Origin of the sequence: Falsiroseomonas sp. E2-1-a20 (genome assembly GCF_051433195.1) — a bacterium.
Lineage (GTDB): Bacteria > Pseudomonadota > Alphaproteobacteria > Acetobacterales > Acetobacteraceae > Falsiroseomonas.
On sequence record NZ_JBHMFT010000033.1, the window covers coordinates 1 to 19,871 of the forward strand.

At 66.2% G+C, this 19,871-nt stretch carries 13 protein-coding genes; 9 read left to right on the top strand and 4 right to left on the bottom strand.

What is annotated here, in order from left to right; genetic code table 11:
• Positions 1–842 (top strand): KilA-N domain-containing protein (locus ACFHPP_RS25040; RefSeq protein WP_437165967.1); only part of this gene is annotated, 842 nt, incomplete at its 5' end.
• A gap of 80 nt (positions 843–922) precedes the next feature.
• Here ACFHPP_RS25040 and ACFHPP_RS25045 read toward each other — a convergent pair.
• Positions 923–1,072 (bottom strand): hypothetical protein, encoded by a 150-nt coding sequence (locus ACFHPP_RS25045; RefSeq protein WP_437165968.1) that lies wholly within the window; start codon positions 1,070–1,072, stop codon positions 923–925.
• A gap of 218 nt (positions 1,073–1,290) precedes the next feature.
• Between ACFHPP_RS25045 and ACFHPP_RS25050 the strand changes: the two genes are divergently transcribed.
• From ACFHPP_RS25050 to ACFHPP_RS25070, 5 genes are all read left to right on the top strand, one after another.
• On the top strand, positions 1,291–1,950 hold the full coding sequence (locus tag ACFHPP_RS25050) for a hypothetical protein (RefSeq protein WP_437165969.1): 660 nt from the start codon (positions 1,291–1,293) through the stop codon (positions 1,948–1,950).
• 349 nt (positions 1,951–2,299) lie between these two features.
• Complete coding sequence (locus ACFHPP_RS25055; protein WP_437165970.1) at positions 2,300–2,443, top strand: hypothetical protein; 144 nt, start codon at positions 2,300–2,302, stop codon at positions 2,441–2,443.
• A 128-nt stretch (positions 2,444–2,571) separates the two neighbouring features.
• Positions 2,572–4,359 carry a hypothetical protein gene (locus tag ACFHPP_RS25060; protein ID WP_437165971.1) on the top strand — a complete coding sequence of 596 codons (1,788 nt, stop codon included), beginning with the start codon at positions 2,572–2,574 and terminating at the stop codon, positions 4,357–4,359.
• Positions 4,359–5,444 carry a hypothetical protein gene (locus ACFHPP_RS25065; protein ID WP_437165972.1) on the top strand — a complete coding sequence of 362 codons (1,086 nt, stop codon included), beginning with the start codon at positions 4,359–4,361 and terminating at the stop codon, positions 5,442–5,444. Before ACFHPP_RS25060 ends, ACFHPP_RS25065 begins: the two co-directional genes overlap by 1 nt.
• Positions 5,445–5,585: 141 nt before the next feature.
• The gene (locus ACFHPP_RS25070; protein WP_437165973.1) at positions 5,586–5,822 is read left to right on the top strand and encodes a hypothetical protein; all 237 of its coding nucleotides are present in this window, start codon (positions 5,586–5,588) and stop codon (positions 5,820–5,822) included.
• Between the two features lie 835 nt (positions 5,823–6,657).
• On the opposite strand, the gene ACFHPP_RS25075 is transcribed toward ACFHPP_RS25070, so the two are convergent.
• Complete coding sequence (locus ACFHPP_RS25075; RefSeq protein ID WP_437165974.1) at positions 6,658–7,269, bottom strand: IS256 family transposase; 612 nt, start codon at positions 7,267–7,269, stop codon at positions 6,658–6,660.
• A 250-nt stretch (positions 7,270–7,519) separates the two neighbouring features.
• On the opposite strand from ACFHPP_RS25075, the gene ACFHPP_RS25080 reads away from it, so the two are divergent.
• The 3 genes from ACFHPP_RS25080 to ACFHPP_RS25090 all read left to right on the top strand — a co-directional run bounded on the left by ACFHPP_RS25080 (position 7,520) and on the right by ACFHPP_RS25090 (position 12,711).
• Positions 7,520–8,215: a hypothetical protein gene (locus ACFHPP_RS25080; protein WP_437165975.1), complete on the top strand. Its 696-nt coding sequence runs from the start codon at positions 7,520–7,522 to the stop codon at positions 8,213–8,215.
• 619 nt (positions 8,216–8,834) lie between these two features.
• On the top strand, positions 8,835–9,476 hold the full coding sequence (locus tag ACFHPP_RS25085) for a hypothetical protein (RefSeq protein ID WP_437165976.1): 642 nt from the start codon (positions 8,835–8,837) through the stop codon (positions 9,474–9,476).
• A gap of 1,594 nt (positions 9,477–11,070) precedes the next feature.
• On the top strand, positions 11,071–12,711 hold the full coding sequence (locus ACFHPP_RS25090) for a patatin-like phospholipase family protein (RefSeq protein WP_437165977.1): 1,641 nt from the start codon (positions 11,071–11,073) through the stop codon (positions 12,709–12,711).
• On the opposite strand, the gene ACFHPP_RS25095 is transcribed toward ACFHPP_RS25090, so the two are convergent.
• Both ACFHPP_RS25095 and ACFHPP_RS25100 read right to left on the bottom strand, forming a co-directional pair.
• The gene (locus ACFHPP_RS25095; protein ID WP_437165978.1) at positions 12,712–15,345 is read right to left on the bottom strand and encodes a S8 family serine peptidase; all 2,634 of its coding nucleotides are present in this window, start codon (positions 15,343–15,345) and stop codon (positions 12,712–12,714) included.
• A gap of 139 nt (positions 15,346–15,484) precedes the next feature.
• Entirely contained in the window at positions 15,485–19,864 is a 4,380-nt protein-coding gene (locus ACFHPP_RS25100; protein WP_437165979.1) for an nSTAND1 domain-containing NTPase, read from the bottom strand.
• Positions 19,865–19,871: the final 7 nt, after the last annotated feature.

Consider the following 19,871-nt stretch of genomic DNA (forward strand, 5'->3'; position numbering starts at 1 on the left):
GCTACCAGGGCAGCCCCATCCGCCTCCGCGGCGCCATGCTGAACCTGACCGACATGTGGCAGGCCGCAGACCGGCCACCGAACCGGCGCCCCTCCGACTGGCTCGCCCTCGAGGAGACCGGGCGCTTCCGCACCCATGCAGGCACCCACTCGCCCGACGCCACCGACCTGTTCGCGCCAAATGCCGGTCTCGCCGGTATTTGCCATCTCGACAGCGATGGTCTCGTCGCCACCGTCCGCGGCAACCAGGGCGGTACCTGGGCGCACTGGCAGCTCGCGCTGACCTATGCCCGCTACCTCTCGCCGCCGTTCCACCTCTGGTGCAACACCGTCGTCCGCACTGCCATGCAGCGGCCGGACGACGCACCGGCCATGGGCCATGACCCGCTGCGGGCGTACCTCGACCAGCAGTTCCAGCGGCTGCACCACCGGCTCGACACCCTCGACCGGCATGCCGCCGACCTGATGTTCCTGACGCTCTCGGCGCAAGACCTGGTGCTCGGCACCCGGCGGAAGTTCTCGGGCCTGAGCCAGGAGGCGATCCTGCGCACGGTGGCGGCCGAGCCTTACGGTGGCCAGTGTCCCTGCTGCGACAACGCGCCCGTACTCACCGAGGCGGGCCGGCCGTTGCCCGGTGCCGAGTTCGACCACTTCTTCCATCGCGGCCTGAACCGGCCGGAGTATGGCTGGCTGATCTGCGCGGCATGCCACAGCGATCTGACCCACGGCGGCTACCTGATGCACTTCAGCCGCCTGCCGAGGTTCCGCGCCTTCCAGGCGTTGGTGTTCGGGCAGCGCCGCCGCGGCCGCATGCACATGCGCCTCGGCAGCACGGCGGAGTAGCTAGCCCAACCCCCAAGCCCTCCCCAGCGGAGGACCCAGAGCCCCATGGCATCAACTCGAGGCCATGGGGCTCTTCGCGTTCAGCCATCTCCGCCACCACCGCCACCACCGCCACCACCGCCACCACCGCCGCCACCGCCGCCACCGTCTCCACAGGCCCCGTCGCCCGTTGCCCCGCCACCGGCACTGAACACATGCGCACCGCGCTTGCGCCCAGTCTGGTAGCTCACGGGGCTGTCCTTCGGTCTCCAAACCAATGCCAGGACGACCACCCCTGCCATAGCGCAGACGAATATCGCGATTGCGATGATGCCGAATGCAGAGACGGGCGCAGTCATCTGAGCCTCCCTTTGGCATCGCCGGTCCTCGAATGCGCCCACCATAGCGGCACAGGCTGCTGCCAGGCAGCACGTTGAGCGTTGTCAGCACCAGACAATGGAGAAAGCCCATGCCGCAGTTCATGACCCTGGATGCGACCTTCCCCTTCGAAGCAACTGCGGCGGTGCTGGCTGCGATCGCGTGGCCAGAGGACTTCCCCAACGAGAAACGGTTTGTGGACGCCCAGACTGCACTTGTCGGGCATCTCTTGCGGGCAGTGGACAGCGTGGATCCCGAATGGGCGTGGCGCCCCCAGCTCCTCAAGCCTGGCTACCTGTTGATTGAGGCAGGGAAGGTCGCGCGGTCGCTGAAGGTAACGTCGCGCCGCATCAAGGAGGCGCTCATCGCCGCCCGGGCCGCGCGCCCGTTCGTGGCCGAGGTCCTCACCGGAGCTAAACCTCCGTTGCCGCGGGGTGTCACGCGCCTGTCGCTCAACGCGGTGATCCCCGCTGCCATGGACGAGTGGGACGAGACCGACCCGCACAACTTCGAGCAGCGGGCGTTCCGCCGGACCCTGCCGGTGCTGCATCTTGCGCTGGCTCTCGAGATGGCCATCGGCGCTGCCGAGGAACAGGCGGGCCGCCCGCCAAGCCTGGAGGAGCTACTGATTGGCGACGGCTTGCCAGCCTTTCTCGTCAATCTGGCCGAGCCTCTGGAGGCCGCGGTGCTCTCGATCAGGAAGTTCAAGGTGCCGGCCAAGCGCCAGCTCCAGGTCCGGCTCAAGAAGTAGGTTCAACTCCAAACCGCATTTCTGAACCTGATCCGGGTGCGGCCGTCTGCGATGGCCTGCACCCATGCAAGCAAAACCCCCATCCCCCCCTTCCACACACACCCGGCCAATCCGGCCGCGCGCCCCATCCAAAACAACGCCGGACACGCCGCCCCTGGCGGATGACGAGGCGCGACGAGGTGCTGCCGTGCACCCCACTCCATGCGCCGGCACGCCGCATTCTCCGCGTGACCTTCCGCACGACACCGGGCAGGGGCCCGGTCACGCGGCCAGCGAACAAGATCATGCAGACCGCGCGCCGCCTTGCGGCGATGACGCCGCCCTGCCGCGCCCGATGCGCAAGCGGGAGGTGGCCGATCTGTTCGGCTGCACGACCAAGACGATCGGAAACTGGGCCAGTGCCGGCCTGCTGACCCCGCTCTCCTTGCCCCGCGGACCCTACTTCAGCCGCGAGCAAATCATGGCACTGCTCAAGCTCAAGGGCGGACGGTAGCTCTCATGACTTCGCTACCCCAAGCAACGTCCGCAATTACGGTCCTACTTATGTGGCACAGGCATGTATAGGACCAGAGTTGATACTTTCTGCGTATTTCTTTCGCTTTCCCTCAGGAGATTCGATACATGAGCAGCCCCAACCTTACCACCCCGCCCACCCTCGTCAGGGTCCTCGCCGAGGTCGCCGCCAGCACCGATCTCCGTCCTGCCTACCGCAAGCGCATCACCACCATGCTGCGAGCGATGCCGCGCCTGCTCGACAAGCCGGCCGAGGCGATCCGCCTCGATGCCCCAGGCGTCGGCCCGCGCCTCCTCAAGGCCAGCGCCGCCGAGTGGGGCATCAGCGCCAAGTCCCTGCCATCCTACCGCAGCGTGGTCCGGGCACTGCTGCGCCGCTTCGGCCTGATCGCCCAGCGTGCCGTCGCCGCCGCGTCCGTGCCGGAGCCCTGGCGCCAGCTCCTGGCCCTGGTCCCACCGGGATACGGCAGCGCCCGCATCGTCCCCTTCGCGGAGTTCTGCGCCGGCTGCGGCCTGCTGCCCGCCTCGGTCGGCACGGCGGCGGTGGCCAGCTATATGGCCGACCGCGGCGCCCGCCTCGCAGTGCGCGATCCCCGTCGCATGGGCCGCATGCTGGTCACCGCCTGGAACGGCTGTGCCGCCTCGATCGAGGACTGGCCGGCATTGCCGCTGGTCATGCCGCCGGCCCGCGCAAAAAGCTACGCGCCGCCCTTTGAGGCCTACCCGGCCTCGTTCCAGGCTGAGATCCAGGTCCTCCGGGCGCGGCTGAGCGGCGCGCGCGGGGGCGGGCTCTATGCCGAGGACGGCGAGGACGACGCACAGCCCCTGGCGCGGCCGATGAAGGCGTCTGCGATAACCTCCCGGATGAACGCGCTGCGCTTGGCGGCCGGCGCGCTGGTCCTGAGCGGCCGGCCGATCGAGACGATCACCAGCCTCGGCTGCCTGATCGAGCGGGAGGCGCGCCGGGCGATCTGCTCCTGGCACTGGGAGCACGCCGGCCGCAAGGCGAGTTCCAACACCCGCGGCGTCGCCGTCACGCTGCGGGTGATCGCCCGCCACGTGGCCCGCCTCGACGAGCACGCCCTGCGCCAGGTGATCGCCGACACCACCCCGCTGATCCCGCCGCCCTCCAGCGAGATCACCGACAAGAACATCAGGCGCCTCCAGCAGTTCGAGGACCCCCGCAAGCAGGCTGCCCTGCTGCACCTGCCGGAGCGGGTGATGGAGGAGGCCGAGATCCTGCGCGAGCGCGGCCTTGGCAAGCAGGCGGCCTGGATGGCGAGCGTGGCCCTCGGGATCGAGATCGAGCTCGCCATGCCGCTGCGCCTGGGCAACCTCGTCGGGCTCCGCCTCGGCCATCACCTGCAGGGCATCTTTGGGCCGGGCGAGGCTGTGCACGTCATCATCCCGCCGGGCGAGGTCAAGAACGCCACCACCCTGACCTTCCGGCTCGGCCCGGACGCCGTGGCGATGCTGCGGCGCTACCTCACCGTGTTCCGCCCGCTGGGCCCCAACGCCGAGAGCGACTTCCTCTTTCCCAACCGCGACCACGGCGACATCGCCCGCCAGGCGAACGGCTTCGGCAAGGCGATCGGCGAGGCGGTGCGCCGCCACATCGGCGCCAGGCTGAACGCGCATCTCTTCCGCTGCCTCGCCGGCGTGCTGATCCTGCGCGAGAACCCGGATGCGGTCTCCGACCTGCGCCTGCTGCTCGGCCACAAGACTCTGGAGACGACGCAGCGCTTCTACGCGCTGGTCTGCCGCGAGCAGGCCGCCGAGCGCCACGTCGCGCGCATCACCCGCCTGCGCGACGACAGTCGGATGCTGGCGGCGGCGACCTTCGGCGGCCGCAGGATCCGGCGCGGCACGCGGGGCGGGCGCGGAGGGGTGGGCTGATGTCGCCTATCTGCCTAGCGCCGGAGGCCTGGCCGGAGCCCGAGCGCACGGCGTGGCGCCGCGCCCTGATGCCCCGCCAGGGGCTCTACGGCGAGGGGGGCGCGGCGGCAGGGCGGCCCGAGAGCACGATCGTCAACGTCGCCGAGGGGGTTGGCCACTGGCTGGCCTTCCTGGTCTCGGAGGGCGCCCTGGAGCCGGTGGAGACGCCGCTGGCCCGCATCACCCCGGCCCGGCTCGACGCCTTTGTCACGAGGCTGCGCCAGCGCGGCAACGCCGCGCGCTCGATCGCTGGCTGGATCGGCGGCCTCTGCAGCGGGCTGCGCTGGATGCAGCCAGGCTGCGACGTCGGCTTTATCCGCCGCCCGCGCGGCGTGCCGATCAGCCGCGCGCTCGGCGTCGAGGCCAAGGTGGTGTCCACGGTGGACTCGCTCGATCTCTACGCCTGGGCGGCGGCGCTGAGCGAGGCCGGCATGGCGAGGCTGCACAGCCGGGTCGGGCGCGCGGCCGTGCGCGACGGAGCGCTGCTCGGGTTGCTCGCGCTCTTCGCGCCGCGCGTCGGCGAACTGGCAGCGACGAAACTGAGGGACCATCTGTACGAGGAGGGCGCCAGCTTCCGGCTTCACCTGCCGGGCAGCATTACCAAGACCGGGCGCGGCCGTGGCTTCGTGCTGCCGGAGCCACTGGCGGGGCTGATGCGCCGCTACCTCGAGCATGTGCGGCCGCACTGGCAACCAAGCAGCGGCGATCCGCATCTCTGGCTCAGCCTGCGGCGCCGTGCGCTGAACCGCAAAGTGATCCAGGAGATCGTCGCCAACCGGGTCGAAGCCTGGACCGGGGAGCGGCGCCGGCCGCACTGGTTCCGCAAGTGCCTGACCACGACGGCGGCCCTGCGCGGCGCCTCCTTCGCCTACGACACCGCGCTGGTGATGGGCCACAGCCCCACCGTTGCGCTGCGGCACTACAACATGGCCACCGCCGTCGAGGCCGCCGACCGCCACGCCGAGCGCCTGCGCCGCATGCGGGACGAGACCCGCGCGCTGGCCATGCGCTTCTACGACGAGCAACGCAGCGGGACGCGACGCTGAATCGGGGTGGCGCATCGGCCTCTGCAAACCCAGCGATGTGGAGCAGGCCGGCAGGCGGTGGCTGGGCATCACCAGCGTTCACCCCGGCGTCTTTATAAGGGACAGGAGCAGCCAGGCGCCGGCCGGCTGACGGTGACGGCGATGACGCAGCCCGACGTCTACCGGATGATCGTGCGGCGCGCCGGGGCGGCCGGCGTGGCGACGCAGATCGGCTGCCATTCTTGGCGCGCGCGGGGCATCACTGCTTACCTGGAGAATGGCGGCCTGCTGGAGCACGAGCAGGCGATGGCGGGCCACGCCAGCGCGCGCACGACGAAACTTTACGACCGGCGCGGCGAGCAGGTGTCGCTCGACGAGGTGGAGCGAATTACTTTGTAAAGCAGCCGTACGCGCTACGGCGTTGTACGTCAGGGCATTCCTACCGCTCGCGGTGGTATCTGGCACGCAATGACCGTACGAAATCTGCTTCAACGCGGGGCGGGAAGGTAGCCTTGTCAGCCGTGAAGAACGCGATTTCAGCGCCCGGAGGGCTGTGGTGCTGGGATGGGAGCCGTGGGTGCGCTGATCGAGAGGAGGCAGAGGTTGTGGCCGGCGGCGGCCAGGGTGACGTTGATGGCGTTGCCGGTGGCTGTATCTTTTAGCGCATCACTCCATTGATCGGCCCCTGCCAAGTATTACACCAGCACGGGAACCCAGAATTGCCATACTGCATTATTTGACACGCTCCGACTGGAGTAACACAAATATTACTTGTATTCTGTGAACCAGGTCTCCTTCGAGGTTGAGAAACGTCCTCATCTTCCTCCTCGTCCTCAAAGACGCAGCGCCTTTGACGACACCTTTCACCGTCGTCGCAGTCGGAAGATCGTCGACAATCGTCACCAGCAGCGGCGAAAGTCGGTGTGGGAGTCGAAACAAGAAACATTAAAAGAAAGAACACACCTAAGAACATCCTGAAAAACCAAGATTTTCTGCGTATAGGAAATATTTCTTTCTCTTGAGTAAGAGTCAGCATCGGGCTGGACCTCCGGAGCGTTGCAACGGTGGTTAGACGAGAAAATCCTTCAGGCAATAATAGTGCCATAGCTTCGAACAGACCACAATTATTGGATCAGCGTACGCTGATCAATATGACGGGCGAGTTCGATTCCTCCCTCGCAGTTGGGTCGCTGTCTGATCGCGGCTCCTCTGGTCAGGGCCTCCTTTGCGCTCGCTACATCCACCGCCGGATCTTGGTTGTCTCCGCGGTCGACCCTGCTGGCCGCCGCAACATGCGCCTCGAGACAGTGCCCCGCCATGTCGAGCGCGCGGTGTAGGCCAGCACGTCATCCTCGCTGTCGTCCATCAGCTGGCCGAGCTTCGGCCAGCGCGGGCGGAGCTGGTCGGTGACGTGGCGCCAGGTTTGTCGGGCGCCCTCCTGATCAGACTGCAGGAACGCTTGGCGCAGCGCCGCGGCGGCCATGGACTGCTGGGCCTTCCCGACATGGGCCAGCGCGTTCCTCATCCAATGCACGCGGCAGCGTTGCCACGTCGCGCCGAGGACACGTGCGATCGCCGACTTCAGGCCCTCATGGGCATCGGAGACGACCAGCTTCACGCCCTTCAGGCCGCGCTTGACGAGGCTCTTGAGGAAAGCGGCCCAGAACGTCTCCGCCTCGGACGGGCCGATGTGCAGGCCGACAATCTCGCGCCGCCCCTCGGCATCGCAGGCGACAGCGATTATCGCGGCCACCGACACGATCCGGCCGCCCTCGCGCTGGCGGAGATAAGTGGCGTCGAGCAGCACCGCCTCGGCGACGCTGCGCAGGCTTGATCGTGCGATCAAGGCCGTCTCCTGCTTTCGCCAGCAGGTCCGCCAGTGGCAGCCTGTCGTCGGTCATCGGGTCCTCGGCCGGTCAGGGGTGGGAGCTTCGCAACTGCACCCTAGCCGCCAGGTCCAATGGCCACCTCAGCCCTACACCCCGGACATGGCGGGGATTTCCACCACCTCCGCGGACGCTACCCTAAAATCCTTGCACAGATTGTGCGCACGGCGGCATGCTCATCCTTAAGGGCTGTAAGGGAGAAGTCTGAGAATGCTGAGTTACAGTCTTCGGCGGCGGCGCATCATCTTGGCTGCAGGAATGTGTTATTTCTGCGATGCGCAGGCGAAGATGCAGGCTGACGATTGCCTTTTCTCGCAGGCCACAAGCAATGCAAGTGCGCAAGGATGTACAGGCGATACTCTGAACTTAAGATCGCAGCCACAAGTCAGATTTGTAATTGAAGAAGTTAGTGCACGAACGACTGAGATCGAACTTCGTGGATGCCAAGAAGCTCCTTTTGAGGTTGTGTCACTACGGACACCGGCGAACCGCTTCAGAATAAACTATCCTATAGCAAGAAACGTAGGCGACGACAGTTATATCGCCCCGATAACGCATGAGCTTTGCCATGTTCAGCAAATTCGTTCTGCAGGCGGCATCTTACAGCTTCGACAAACAGTTCAAAACTCGTCCGCTAGGATCGAGCTTGGCGCCGATTTTTTGACAGGAGTTTTATATAAGAAATACTTGGAGAAAGTTGGAGCCGGCGGCCAGCAGCGGAACCTGCGCCAATTTCAACACAGTCTAGATCTCCTTGGAAGCTACCGTTCTGATGAAGGGAGCCACGGCGGACCTGTACACCGCATACACGCATTCAGAAGAGGGTTTTTCTTTCAAGAATTCCAACGGCCCCTGCCTGAATTACACGACTACTTCCAGCGCGAGATTTATGGAAATATCATATAGGGAATAAATTAATGAAAAGACGCGCGCTTGGGGCAGCCTTTTTCCTTTATTCCACCGACGCATTAGGGGTTAATTTGGACAAGCTGTCCGCATGTACCGATATAGAGCGGCTTATTGGAACGGTTCGAGGCCAGGGGCGAAGGCCTCCTTGCCGCGAGCCGCGCGGACGCGTGGAGCGTTTCATATCAGAGCGAGTACAGTGGATACCTCAAGCAAGTATCTGTTTCTTCGCATCGCCACCTATAAAACTTTTAGAAAACTTTCAATGCTTTCTATACCAGTACAGAAATTTTTCAGAGCTATCGTGTTTTCGGGAGGTAAATCACCAAGTGATAGATGAATATAAAGAAAATTACCGAACCTCATATGCAGAAAGGGTCCGGAGATATCTTGATCATGCGGCGAACTGTAGATTTAGCAATGGTGATGCTACCGAGGTTGGCATTCCAACTATGCCTCAGACAATCGCATGGATCGCACGTATGGAAATTGGCTTTATGACAGCTCTCGGCGATGGGCTAATTGGAAGCGGTACGGCAACTCACGGGTACGCCTTGGTTGACCCACAAATTCTTCGAAGGCGAACAGCGATCGAGTTCGTCAGTATTGGCGCTTGATCATGTTACGCCGTACATTCCTACTGGCTATTCCACTACATTTCTATGCGAAGCTCGGCTTAACGCAGTCGACGACGGAATGGCAGATTGATATTGATGATTCACCGGATTTCGCTAGAGATGTCAACGAGGCTTTGCGGGGAGCTCGGTTGCCTGCTTATGCGGTTTCTAGTTCTATTGATATCAAGCGAACGAGTTCAACTGTCTTGAATCCGGCTCAAAAGAAAGATTTGATTGACAACTGGCAGCGGCGTATTGCAAGATTTTTTTTGGATGAAAATTTCCGGATTATAACGTCGGAGGAGCTTGAAGACAAAGGTGGAGTTTCCTTCGATCAAATACGACGTGAAGCCATACGGATACAGCCGTTTGGCCACAGAGGCATGGTGGAAACGAGCGCTGGTCGTCAAATATTTTTGCTTATGAACGAGCGGCCGGCCGCCTGTCGTGACCGAGGCATAATAATGATTACTGTTTTTGCATTTTATCCACGGGACGGCGTGCAATCAGACTATGGAAATATTACAACCTTGATGATTGGCATTGGGGGGTGTGGGCGAGAAACTAGTCGGGCAGGACGAGAGTTACGGGAGCTAAGACAGGATTTAAGAGGTGCTTATCAACGCATTGTGGAGCGGGCATAAAAAATGGATACTATAAGAAAACCTCGAGTTAAAAATATGCGAAGCCTTGTGCTGATGGTTTGGGTTATCTTGGTTGGCAACCCGGCGCAAGCGGCGTGTGTCGCAGGCTTGGGTGCAACATACCCAGGAGCTACTGCGGCGATTGTTGAATGGGAAGTTTCGCGTCGCGTAAGGTTGACACCCGACGCTCGAAATTTTACAGTTTCCAGATTTTGCACGGCGGCTGAGCGAATCCGAGATCAGTTTGGAGTTGCGGCGGAGGAACTCAACAGTGCTGCTCAATCACCGCTTTGGCAATATTTGGACCAGGGGCTTACCGGCAGCCCCAATGTAGCAAGCCTGGAATCTCTACTGGCTGAGCCTTACAGATTAGGCGCATCACCCAGGCTACCAGAGCCCCGGGCGCTTGGCGTCATCAATATTTCATATCAAACCCGCGTGGATCGATTAAGAGTTGGCGATACTATATTAGACCCCTGGCCGCGGTTGCTGGCGGCAATAGGAAATCTGTCAATATCGGGCTTACAGGGTCAGCATGTCGTGTGCCAGGGGACCGTCTCGGTGCAGACCTTTCGCCCATCGAGCTTCACATGTTAGCGCGTCATATCGGACGACTACCAACAGTCTACGTTTTTTTAGTTTTGGTTTTCTTGGCGGCAGCGCTTTTTGTTCCGAGTGATCCAGTAATGGGCTTTCAGCTCACCTTGGCGCAGCCAGGCGACGCAGCGTTGGGAACCATTAATCGAATCATAGAGCTTGTAGTTAAGTTTAACACTGCGCTGCTTGCTGGAGCGGGCGCCATAAGCCTCAAATACAAGGATTGGCTTCCATCTTGGAATGGTTTTGATTCTTATGTAATTGTAGCTGTTTTTTGCTGCGGTATCGTATCATATTTTGGCGTTTATTTGGCATATTCTCACCTCTTATCTACATTAGCCCAATCAGGCCTTTCGCCACTAGCGCCAGAGCTTGTGTTCGCGATTCGGCTTCAATATCTTGGAACGGTTGCGGGAGTTATTTTGCTAGGTTTAATATTCTGCAGAATGCTAGATGCGAGGCGACCGTCCTAACCATTCCCTGCGAACGGATGCAGAGCCGGCACTTCCTCCATCAAGCAGAGGCGGACCGAGATCTGGCGGGAGCACTCGTGGGTGGCGTGCCTTTTCTCCAGGCCACGTTCTGGCATGCCGAGGCGTCGAGGTGTTCGTGGCAGCTGCGTATCGTCAGCACAGTTGAGAAGGTCACTGACTGGCGCGACGAAGACGAGCGCGATCCTTTTCCTGCCGGTGAGCAAACGGGATCAGCGACCGGAGGCGTTCTGCCGTGGACGTAATCGGCTTCCTACGGAACGTGCTAGCGCATGGGAACATCATTTTCCTGAATGAGGAAACTCGCGAGAGTATAGGCAGGCCCATGGTCTACATGGCTTTTATGTCCCGCTACGAATACAGGCCCGACCTGTAGAATGCCTCCAAGACCTAGAGACAATTCTGCAACCCGGCTTCACTCATAGAAGTGCTTGGGATCATCTGATGTTTTTCCTGCTTCGTGATCTGACAGGCTTCTCGTGTCGACTCCCGGCAGGGATTCTTAAATGAGGGTTCGAGATCTGGATGGCCTGCGGGTTCTTGCGTTTTTAGCGGCGCTGCTCGCAGCGGCCTGCACCACCTCGACACGTGGCCTTCCGGAAGCGCAGCGCATCGGGCTTGAGGAAGGCTATCGCCCGCAGCATGTCGGCCGGGTTCCGGGGCGGGAGCCGGCCCTGCCAGGGCGATACGTGATCCTGGCGTTCTCCGGCGGCGGCACCCGCGCTGCTGCGCTGGCGCAAGGAGCGCTGCGCGAACTCGGCGCCACGCCGGGCGCCGCGTCGGGCACAACCCTCCTGCATGCCGTGGACATGGTGTCCTCGGTCTCCGGCGGCAGCGTTACGGCTGCCAACTTCGTGCTGAACGGGCCGGAGGGCTTCAGCCGCTTACACGAGGCAGGTGGGTTCCTTCACCATGACGGGATGGCGGATCTCGCGGGGCAGCTCCTGCTGAACCCAATCAACGCGCTGGTCTTCACCGCGACGCCGGCCAGCCGGATCGAGGTGCTGCCGGAGATGCTGCGCCGGCAGGCCTTCGGAGACGCCACCTTCCGCGACCTCCGCAACCTTGCCGCCCGGCGCCGGCCGCTGCTGCTGCTGAACGCAGCGGACATGCAGGTCGGGCAGCGCTTCACCTTCACCCAGGAGCAGCTTGACCGGCTCTGCCTCGACCTTTCCCAGATCCGTCTGGTGGATGCGGTGGCGGCCTCGGCCGCCTTTCCGGTAGCGCTCACGCCCCTGCCGCTGCCGGTCCGTTCGCCCTGCCGCGCCCAGGCCGAGGAGCGCGCTGGCGGCACCGGCATCATGCGGGGCTTCGAAGCACAGGCCCGGCTGCGGGAGGCGATCCGCGCTCGTCGGGAGGATTGCAACGGCCAGCCATCTCCCGATGGCCGCCGCGTGCTGTTCGGCAACGTGCCGGAAGACCTGCCCCGCGCGCTGCGCCAGTGGCACTACCTCAACCTGGATGGCTGCGGCCGGCCGCTACCCTGGCTGCAGCGCGTCCACTTCGTGCATCTCGCCGATGGCGGCACCGCCGACAACCTCGGCCTGTCCGCGCCGCTCGAGGCCATCACCGGCGGCGATGCCGGGGCCCAGCTCGGCCTTGCCATGGCGCGAGGCGAGATCCGGGAGGTTGTGGTCATCACCGTGAACGCTCGCTCGCAGGGCCAGCCGCCGCGGCTCGCCAGCCGCCTGACGCCCACCGTCATCGACCAGCTCCTGGCCTCCATCAACACGCCGATTGACGGGCGGAGCGGCGGCCTGCTGGCCGAGCTGAACGCGCTCGGCCCGCTGCTGCGCGACCGCTTCGCCCTGCTTGCCGCGGAGCAGCCGGCCGGCGCGGCCCCTGCGGCGGCCAGCCCGCGGTCGCCCGAGGTGCGCATCCTCGCCATCGATTTCGAGAAAATCGCCGATGCCGAATGCCGCACCTCCTTCCAGGGCATCGGGACCAACTGGTCGCTCGCACCCTACGAGGTGGAGGCATTGCAGGAGATGGCGTCCGGCATGATGCGCGCGGACCGCTACTACCTCGAGCTCATTGGCTCGACCCCGGATGCAGCGGGACCTGGCCTATCCCGGGCGCGCAGCGCCTGCGATCGGCTGCGCACGCAATCCGGCCCGCCCCTCGCCTTCGGCGGGCCGCCGCGCTGATCAGGTCGAGAGCAGCATCTTGACCAGGTTGACGAGCCCGGCGCCCTGCATGTTGGGATCGCGCTTCAGGTCGGTGCAGTTGTCGACCAGGATACGCCTGGCGCGGTCCGGGTAGCCGACGAATTCGCGCCGTGCCGACAGGAAGCCGGCCAGCACACCCGAGACATGCGGCGCCGCCATCGAGGTGCCACTCATTTCCACGTAGCAGTTCGACAGGTCCTGCGGGCTGCCCTTGGGTGGCCGCCCGCCGCTATAGGCGGAGATGATGCGCTCGCCGGGCGCCACGCAGTCGGGCTTTTGCCGCCCATCGGCGGTCGGTCCGCGCGAGGAGAAATAGGAGATGCCGTAGGTGTGCGGATTCTCCTTGTGCACCGATCCCACCGCAATCGCCTCGTCCAGGTTGGCGGGATCGCCGATCGAGAGGTCGAGGTTCAGCGCCATCTCGCCATCGGCGGATTGCAGGGTTGCGTAGCCCTCGTTTCCGGCCGCCAGAACGACGATCACGCCCTGCCGCCACAGCCGGCGTAGCTCCTGGCAAAGCGGCGTGTGGCCGCAGCCGTAGATGCTAGGATCGTACCCCGCGCCGAGGCTGAGGTTCACGCCGTGCACCACCAGGCGGCTGGCGTCCTCGTTCAGGCTGGCCACCTTGTCGAGCGCCTTGATGATGGCGCTGTCGGAGCCGGCGCCATCGGCCCCCAGCACGCGGAAGCCGAAGATCCCGGTTTCCGGCGCCATGCCCGCCATGTTCTGCTCGCGTCCGCCCAGCACGCCCTTGCACTCGCCGGCGATGATGGCCGCGACATGCGTGCCGTGGCCGTTGGAGTCAGCCTTGGCGCCGCCGGTCAGCGGCTTCGGCTTGCCGCGCTCGGTGCAGTCCCACTGCGCACGGATATTGTTGTGCAGCTTGAAATGCGGGTGCTCCTCGTCGATGCCGGTGTCGAGCACGGCCCAGGAGATGCCCTGCCCGCGCGCGCCGTAGCCGAGCTGCGCCGGCAGAGCCTGCACCACCGCGGCGGAGGTCGCGACCAACGCCCGCTTCTTCGCATTCGCCCAGACCAGCCGAACCCTGAGGTCGGCGGCGCGGGTGCGTAGGCTCTCGATTTCAGAGCGCGTGAGCTTCGCCGCAACGAAGCGGCGCAGCACTTCCGGCGGCTCTTTGTCGATGGACTCGATGGTCGGTGGGCGGCTGCTGGCAAGCCGTTCGAGTTCCTCCACCAACCTGCCCGCGACATCTGCGAGTGGTGCCGGCGCGCCCCGCCCCTCCTGATCTTCGAGCTGGATCAGCACCTCGTGCAGCGTGCTGCCGCGCCCGGCCTCCGCGACCGCCGCGACGTCCGCGGCGATGGCCGAGCGCGCCAAGGGCGAGGCGAAGGCCTGGCCAGTCACCTCGCGCACGGCGGTGCGCAGCTCGCTCGTCCTGAGGTAGCCCGTGCCGGAATGCGGATTCATCGAGCGGTCCAGATTGTCGACCCGGATGCTGCGGACTTCTGCGCGATGCGTCGTGTTCGGCCCGTAGTTGCCTTCGATGTCACCCAGCGCGACGGGATCCAGGCGGTCGGACACGTCGACCCAGCGACGCACGCAGGCCGGCGTCACCAGCTTGCCGTCCTCCTCCAGATGATCGCGGATTTCCTGCATGCCGAGGGGCGAACCGAGCGTCAGGAACAGCGCGACGTCGCAGTCGCCAGGCTTGAAGCGGCGCAACAGTTCATAGGCGATGACGGAACCGAGGCTGTGGGCGACGATCACGAAGGGCTCGCCACCACCGCGCAGCCGGTCGGCCAGGGCATCCAGCATGCGCTCCCTTGCCGACCGGTCGAACAGGTAGTCGTACACGTCCGGCAGCATCATGTCGGTGAGCCAGCGTGCGAGCCAGCGCCGCGTCAGCCGCCCGCCCGGCAGCACCCGCGTCGATGCTCGGCCGGGCCCAGGTACCGGCTCCTCCGCCGCGGCGTTGGACATCCGCTCCGCGATCCGTTCCAGCACACGCTGCTGGGCGGCGTCGTCGGTCAGCGCTGCCGCGAGCGCAGCCGGCGGATCGGAGGGTGCGGTCAGCCCCGCGGCGCGTGCGGCCATGCCGGCGGCGCCGGGCAGGTTCATGTCGGAGCCGCCGCAGGTTCCAGCCTCCGCCGTAGGATAGCGCGCACGGTCCACCCAATAGGCGAGGCGGCTGCGATCACCGAGCTGCACGTCGAACAGCGCGCGATCCCACTGGCAGCGCAGCACGTCCGCCGATGGCTTGTTGCCGATGCCGTGCACGTAGACCACGGTGCGCGGCCCGTCCGGGCCGATGCGCGGCCCGCCTGTCCCACGCACCACGGCGACGCTGCCGGCGAGCGGCGCGGAGCGCTGCAGCGTCACCCGGATCGGGCGGTCCGGCGGGTCGGGGTCCAGGATGTCGATCTCGGCGACCCATCGGTCGGCGCCGTTCACCAGAAGCAGGTTCCACTCGCCGGTCGGCAGCGGGCCTGCGGTGCCGGTCACCAGCCTGGGCTGGCCGCGTGCGAAGACCGTGGTGCCGGGCTTCACGCCTTTGGGTGTCTCCACGAGCACGAAGGCGACCTGGGTGATGAGATCCTTTTTGGCCGGGCCTCGAGGCCTTGCAGGACGCCGCGGCGTGGTCAGCTTCGCCATCTCGTTCCCTCTCTTGGCTGGCTACTGGACCACATCATCGGCAGACCGCTTCTGCGGTGGTAGATCGGCTGTCAATCTTGATAAGTGAAATCTACTGAGGGCAGGCGAAGCTGCTCAGGTTTCGACATGTAAGGCACCGCTAATTCGCAGATGATGTGTTGCGCTGGCACAAATCTTCAATTTCCGGATCGGATGGGAGGAGGCGGCCTGCTTCGCTGTTGGTGAGAGGGACGAACTGGCGGTCGGTACTAGACGTCGCTACCTGCGGTAGGCCTACGGCCTCACGCTGCGAAAGGGTCAGGCCGCGTACCAAGCTTCGGCATGTAGTCCTGACGAGAGCGTCGCCGCGCGGGAATACGGCCCACAGCCGCGCCGTGTTGTCCTCCGACGCGGTGACCAGCCGCTGCCCATTTGGGCTGAAGGCGGCGTGCAGGACCGGCTCCCGGTGCCCCTCGAGCACGGTGGTTTGGGGCCGCTCGCCCCGCAGGTCCCACAGCCGCGCCGTGTTGTCCCACGACGCGGTGACCAGCCGCTGCCCGTCCGGGCTGAAGGCCGCGTACTCCACCCGCCCCCGGTGCCCCTCGAGCACGGTGGGCTGGGGCGGCTCGCCCCGCAGGTCCCACAGCCGCGCCGTGCCGTCTGCCGACGCGGTGACCAGCCGCTGCCCGTCCGGGCTGAAGGCCGCGTGCAGCACCCACCACCGATGTCCCTCGAGCACGGTGGCGCTGGGCCGCTCGCCCCGCAGGTTCCACAGCCGCGCCGTGTTGTCCCACGACGCGGTGACCAGCCGCTGCCCGTCCGGACTGAAGGCCGCGTGCTCCACCGGCCCCCGGTGCCCCTCGAGCACGGTGGGCTGGGGCGGCTCGCCCCGCAGATCCCACAGCCGCGCCGTGTTGTCCCACGACGCGGTGATCAGCCGCTGGCCGTCCGGGCTGAAGGCCGCGTGCCGCACCGACCCCTGGTGTCCCTCGAGCACGGTGGGCTGGGGCGGCTCGCCCCGCAGATCCCACAGCCGCGCCGTGCCGTCCTCCGACGCGGTGACCAGCCGCTGCCCATCCGGGCTGAAGGCCGCGTACTCCACCCGCCCCCGGTGCCCCTCGAGCACGGTTGGCTGGGGCGTCTCGCCCCGCAGATCCCACAGCCGCGCCGTGTTGTCCCACGACGCGGTGACCAGCCGCTGCCCGTCCGGGCTGAAGGCGGCGTGCCGCACCGACCCCTGGTGTCCCTCGAGCACGGTGGCGCGAGGCCGTTCGCCCCGCAGATCCCACAGCCGCGCCGTGCCGTCTGCCGACGCGGTGACCAGCCGCTGCCCGTCCGGGCTGAAGGCCGCGTGTACCACCGGCTCCCGGTGTTCCTCGAGCACGGCGACTTGGGGCCTGTCGCCCCGCAGGTCCCACAGCCGCGCCGTGTCGTCCCACGACGCGGTGACCAGCCGCTGGCCGTCCGGGCTGAAGGCGGCGTGCAGGACCGGCATCTGGTGTCCATCGAGCACGGTGGCTTGGGGCCGCTCGCCCCGCAGGTCCCACAGCCGCGCCGTGCGGTCGAACGATGCCGTGACCAGCCGCTGGCCGTCCGGGCTGAAGGCCGCGTGCCGCACCGACCCCTGGTGTCCCTCGAGCACGGTGGCGCGAGGCCGTTCGCCCCGCAGATCCCACAGCCGCGCCGTGTTGTCCCACGACGCGGTGACCAGCCGCTGGCCGTCCGGGCTGAAGGCGGCGTGTACCACCGGCCCCCGGTGCCCCTCGAGCACGGTGACTTGGGGCCGCTCGCCCCGCAGGTCCCACAGCCGCGCCGTGCGGTCTTCCGACGCGGTGACGAGCCGCTGCCCGTCCGGGCTGAAGGCGGCGTGCAGCACCTGCTCCCGGTGCCCCTCAAGAACGGTGGCTTGGGGCCGCTCGCCCCGCAGGTCCCACAGCCGCGCCGTGCCGTCTGCCGACGCGGTGACCAGCCGCTGTCCATCCGGGCTAAACACGGCAGAACGTCCTGGAAGGACAGCGATCTCACGATTCATCAGCCATGACCCGTCGAGCGCCACCGGCGATGCGGTGTCATCCACGGTTTCGTGCGCCCTCGCGTAGGAATGCAGCGCGAGCAGCATGCCAGTCATCGCGTCTCCGCGCCGTGTTGCCTGTTCCGCCAGCGTTGCCAGGGTCTCTGCCTGCGCAAGCCTGACCTCAGATAGCCTGCTGCTCGCAACATAGGCAGCCGTCCCTGCGCCTAGAGCTGCTAGAAACGCAGCACTGAACGCAGCTACAGCGTACCAGAACCGTGTTCTTGCTATGCGGCGCTGCGCCTCGGCCTCCGCCGCCGCCGCCCGTGCTGCATGTTGTTGCTTGTCTGCCTCAGCCGCCGCCTTCAATGCGGCCGCACGCTGAGCATTCGCCTCAGCTGCTGCCTTTTCGGCGACTTCACGTTGCGCTTCGGCTTCCGCGGCGGCGGCGCGTGCTGCTTCGCGTTCTGCCTCAAGCGCGGCGATCTGCTGCTGGCGCGCCCTCTCCTGCTGCGCCCGTTCCTCCTCCCGCCGCCGGAGCGAGGCCTCGACGAAGTCGGCGACCGCGCGCAGGTCCTCCGCCGCCCGCTCCTGCCGCCACTGCGCCGCCTCGGCCAGCCGCCGGCCCTGCAGCAGGTCCGACGCGTCGCCGCTGCGCCGCCACTCCGCCGCCTCCGCCTCGGCCTTCTGCAGCCACAGCCGGAACGTCCGGTCCTCGTCCAGCCACCCGCGCAGCCGGGCCCAGTGCCGGATCAGCGCATCATGCACGATCTCCACCGTCGGCTCGCCGCCGACATGGCTGGCGCCTGCAATAACCAGCCGCGCCTGCCGGTCCTGGCTGGCAAGCTGCTCCACCAGCTCCCACTCGCGCGCGTCGAACTCAGCCTTCCGCCGCACCCGCCTTGTGTCCTCGCCCTCCCGGTTTGGGTCACCCAGCCAGACCAGCGCCACCAGCACCTTGCGGAAGCTTGCCTCCCCGAAGCGCCGGCTGAGGTCGCCGAACACCGCCTCGGCATGCCGGGTCAGCGGCTCGACGAGCACCTCACCCGGATTCGACGCGCCCGCCGCCTCCGGGCGCCGGATGATCCGCTCCCGCTGCCGCGCCCAGAGCTCGGCGAGCGTGAACTCGAGCAGCGGCAGGGTGTCACCTGAGCCGCTGACGGCCGCCATCAGCTCGTCCACCAGGCCGTCCTCGAAGGCGACCTCGAGCGATCGTGCCGGCGCCTCGATCGCGCGCCGCAGCTCGCCCGCCGTCATCGGCCCGAGCTTCACGTCGGCATCCCGCAGCGCGTCGACGAGCTCCCCTATCTCGAGCGCTCGCCCCATGTAGTCGGCTCGGATCGTCAGCACGCAGCGTGCCGCCGGTTCATGCGCATGGCTGGTGTCGGTGGCGGCCTGCAGGCAGCGCACGAAGCGCGACCGCACGGCCGGATCGGCGACGAGGGTGAACAGCTCCTCGAACTGGTCGGCCACCAACAGCAGCCGCACCGGCTCCAGTTGGCTCCTGGCCGCCGTCAGGCGCTGCAGGTGCCCGACGATGCTGTCGGGATCCTTGCGCAGCGAGGAGGCCAGGGCGCCGAGCGCCGTCTGCTGCTGCAACGACTCGAGTGCATCAGCCTGCCCCTGCGTCGCCTCGAGCAGGGCAGCGGCGAGGTTGCTGAACGGGTCGGAGGAGGGCGCGCCGGGCCGGAAGGTCACCACGCACCAGGGGTCCTGCGCACGCAGCCGCGGCACCAGCCCAGCCCGCACCAGCGATGACTTGCCGCTGCCCGAGCGGCCGACCACGGCGACCAGCGGCAGCTGCCGCAGCTTCGCCTCGAGTTCGTCGATTGCCCGCTCGCGACCATGGAAGAAGCGGGCATCCGCCTCCTGGAAGGCATGGAGGCTCTTGTAGGGGCGGGCCAGGGGCGGCCAGGCCAGCTCGAGCTGCTCCGCCGGCACCACGATGGCCGTGCGCCTGGCCTGATCCCGCTCGGCCTCTGCGGCCATCCCCAGCACGGCGCTGCTGCCCTCGTCGAGCAGTGGCGCCCCGCTGAACCCGCCCTCGATGAAGAAGCCCGGCAGCGCGTTGCCCATGGCGAGCAGGCGGCCGTGCGCGATCGTCGTGCCGATCTCGCCGGCGGCGTCCATGCCGCCGTCATGGCCCGCGGGAAACCCCTTGGTCCAGAACCGCCGGCCCCGCCCGGGCTGAGCGGCGGGGGTGCGGTAGGGCCGGATCCCCACCTCACGCTCGAGTTCCAGGACCGCGACGTCGGCGGCCGGCCCGGGGCTCGGCGGACGCCACTCCACCACGCTTGCGGCGAGACCGGTGGCTGGACCAGTCGCCTGGCCGGCCTGCGTAAAGGGGAACTCGATCCAGACGGTCTCAGACGGGCGAGCAGCCGCGTCCCAGGCCAGGCCCAGCGCCTCGCTGACGACGTGGGCGCAGGTCATGACGTGGCGCGGCGAGACGAGAAAGGCGGTGCCGATGACGGGGCCGGCCGCCGAGGCCCGGAGCCGGGCAATGGCCTGCTGCAGGGGCGCCGTCATCGGGTCC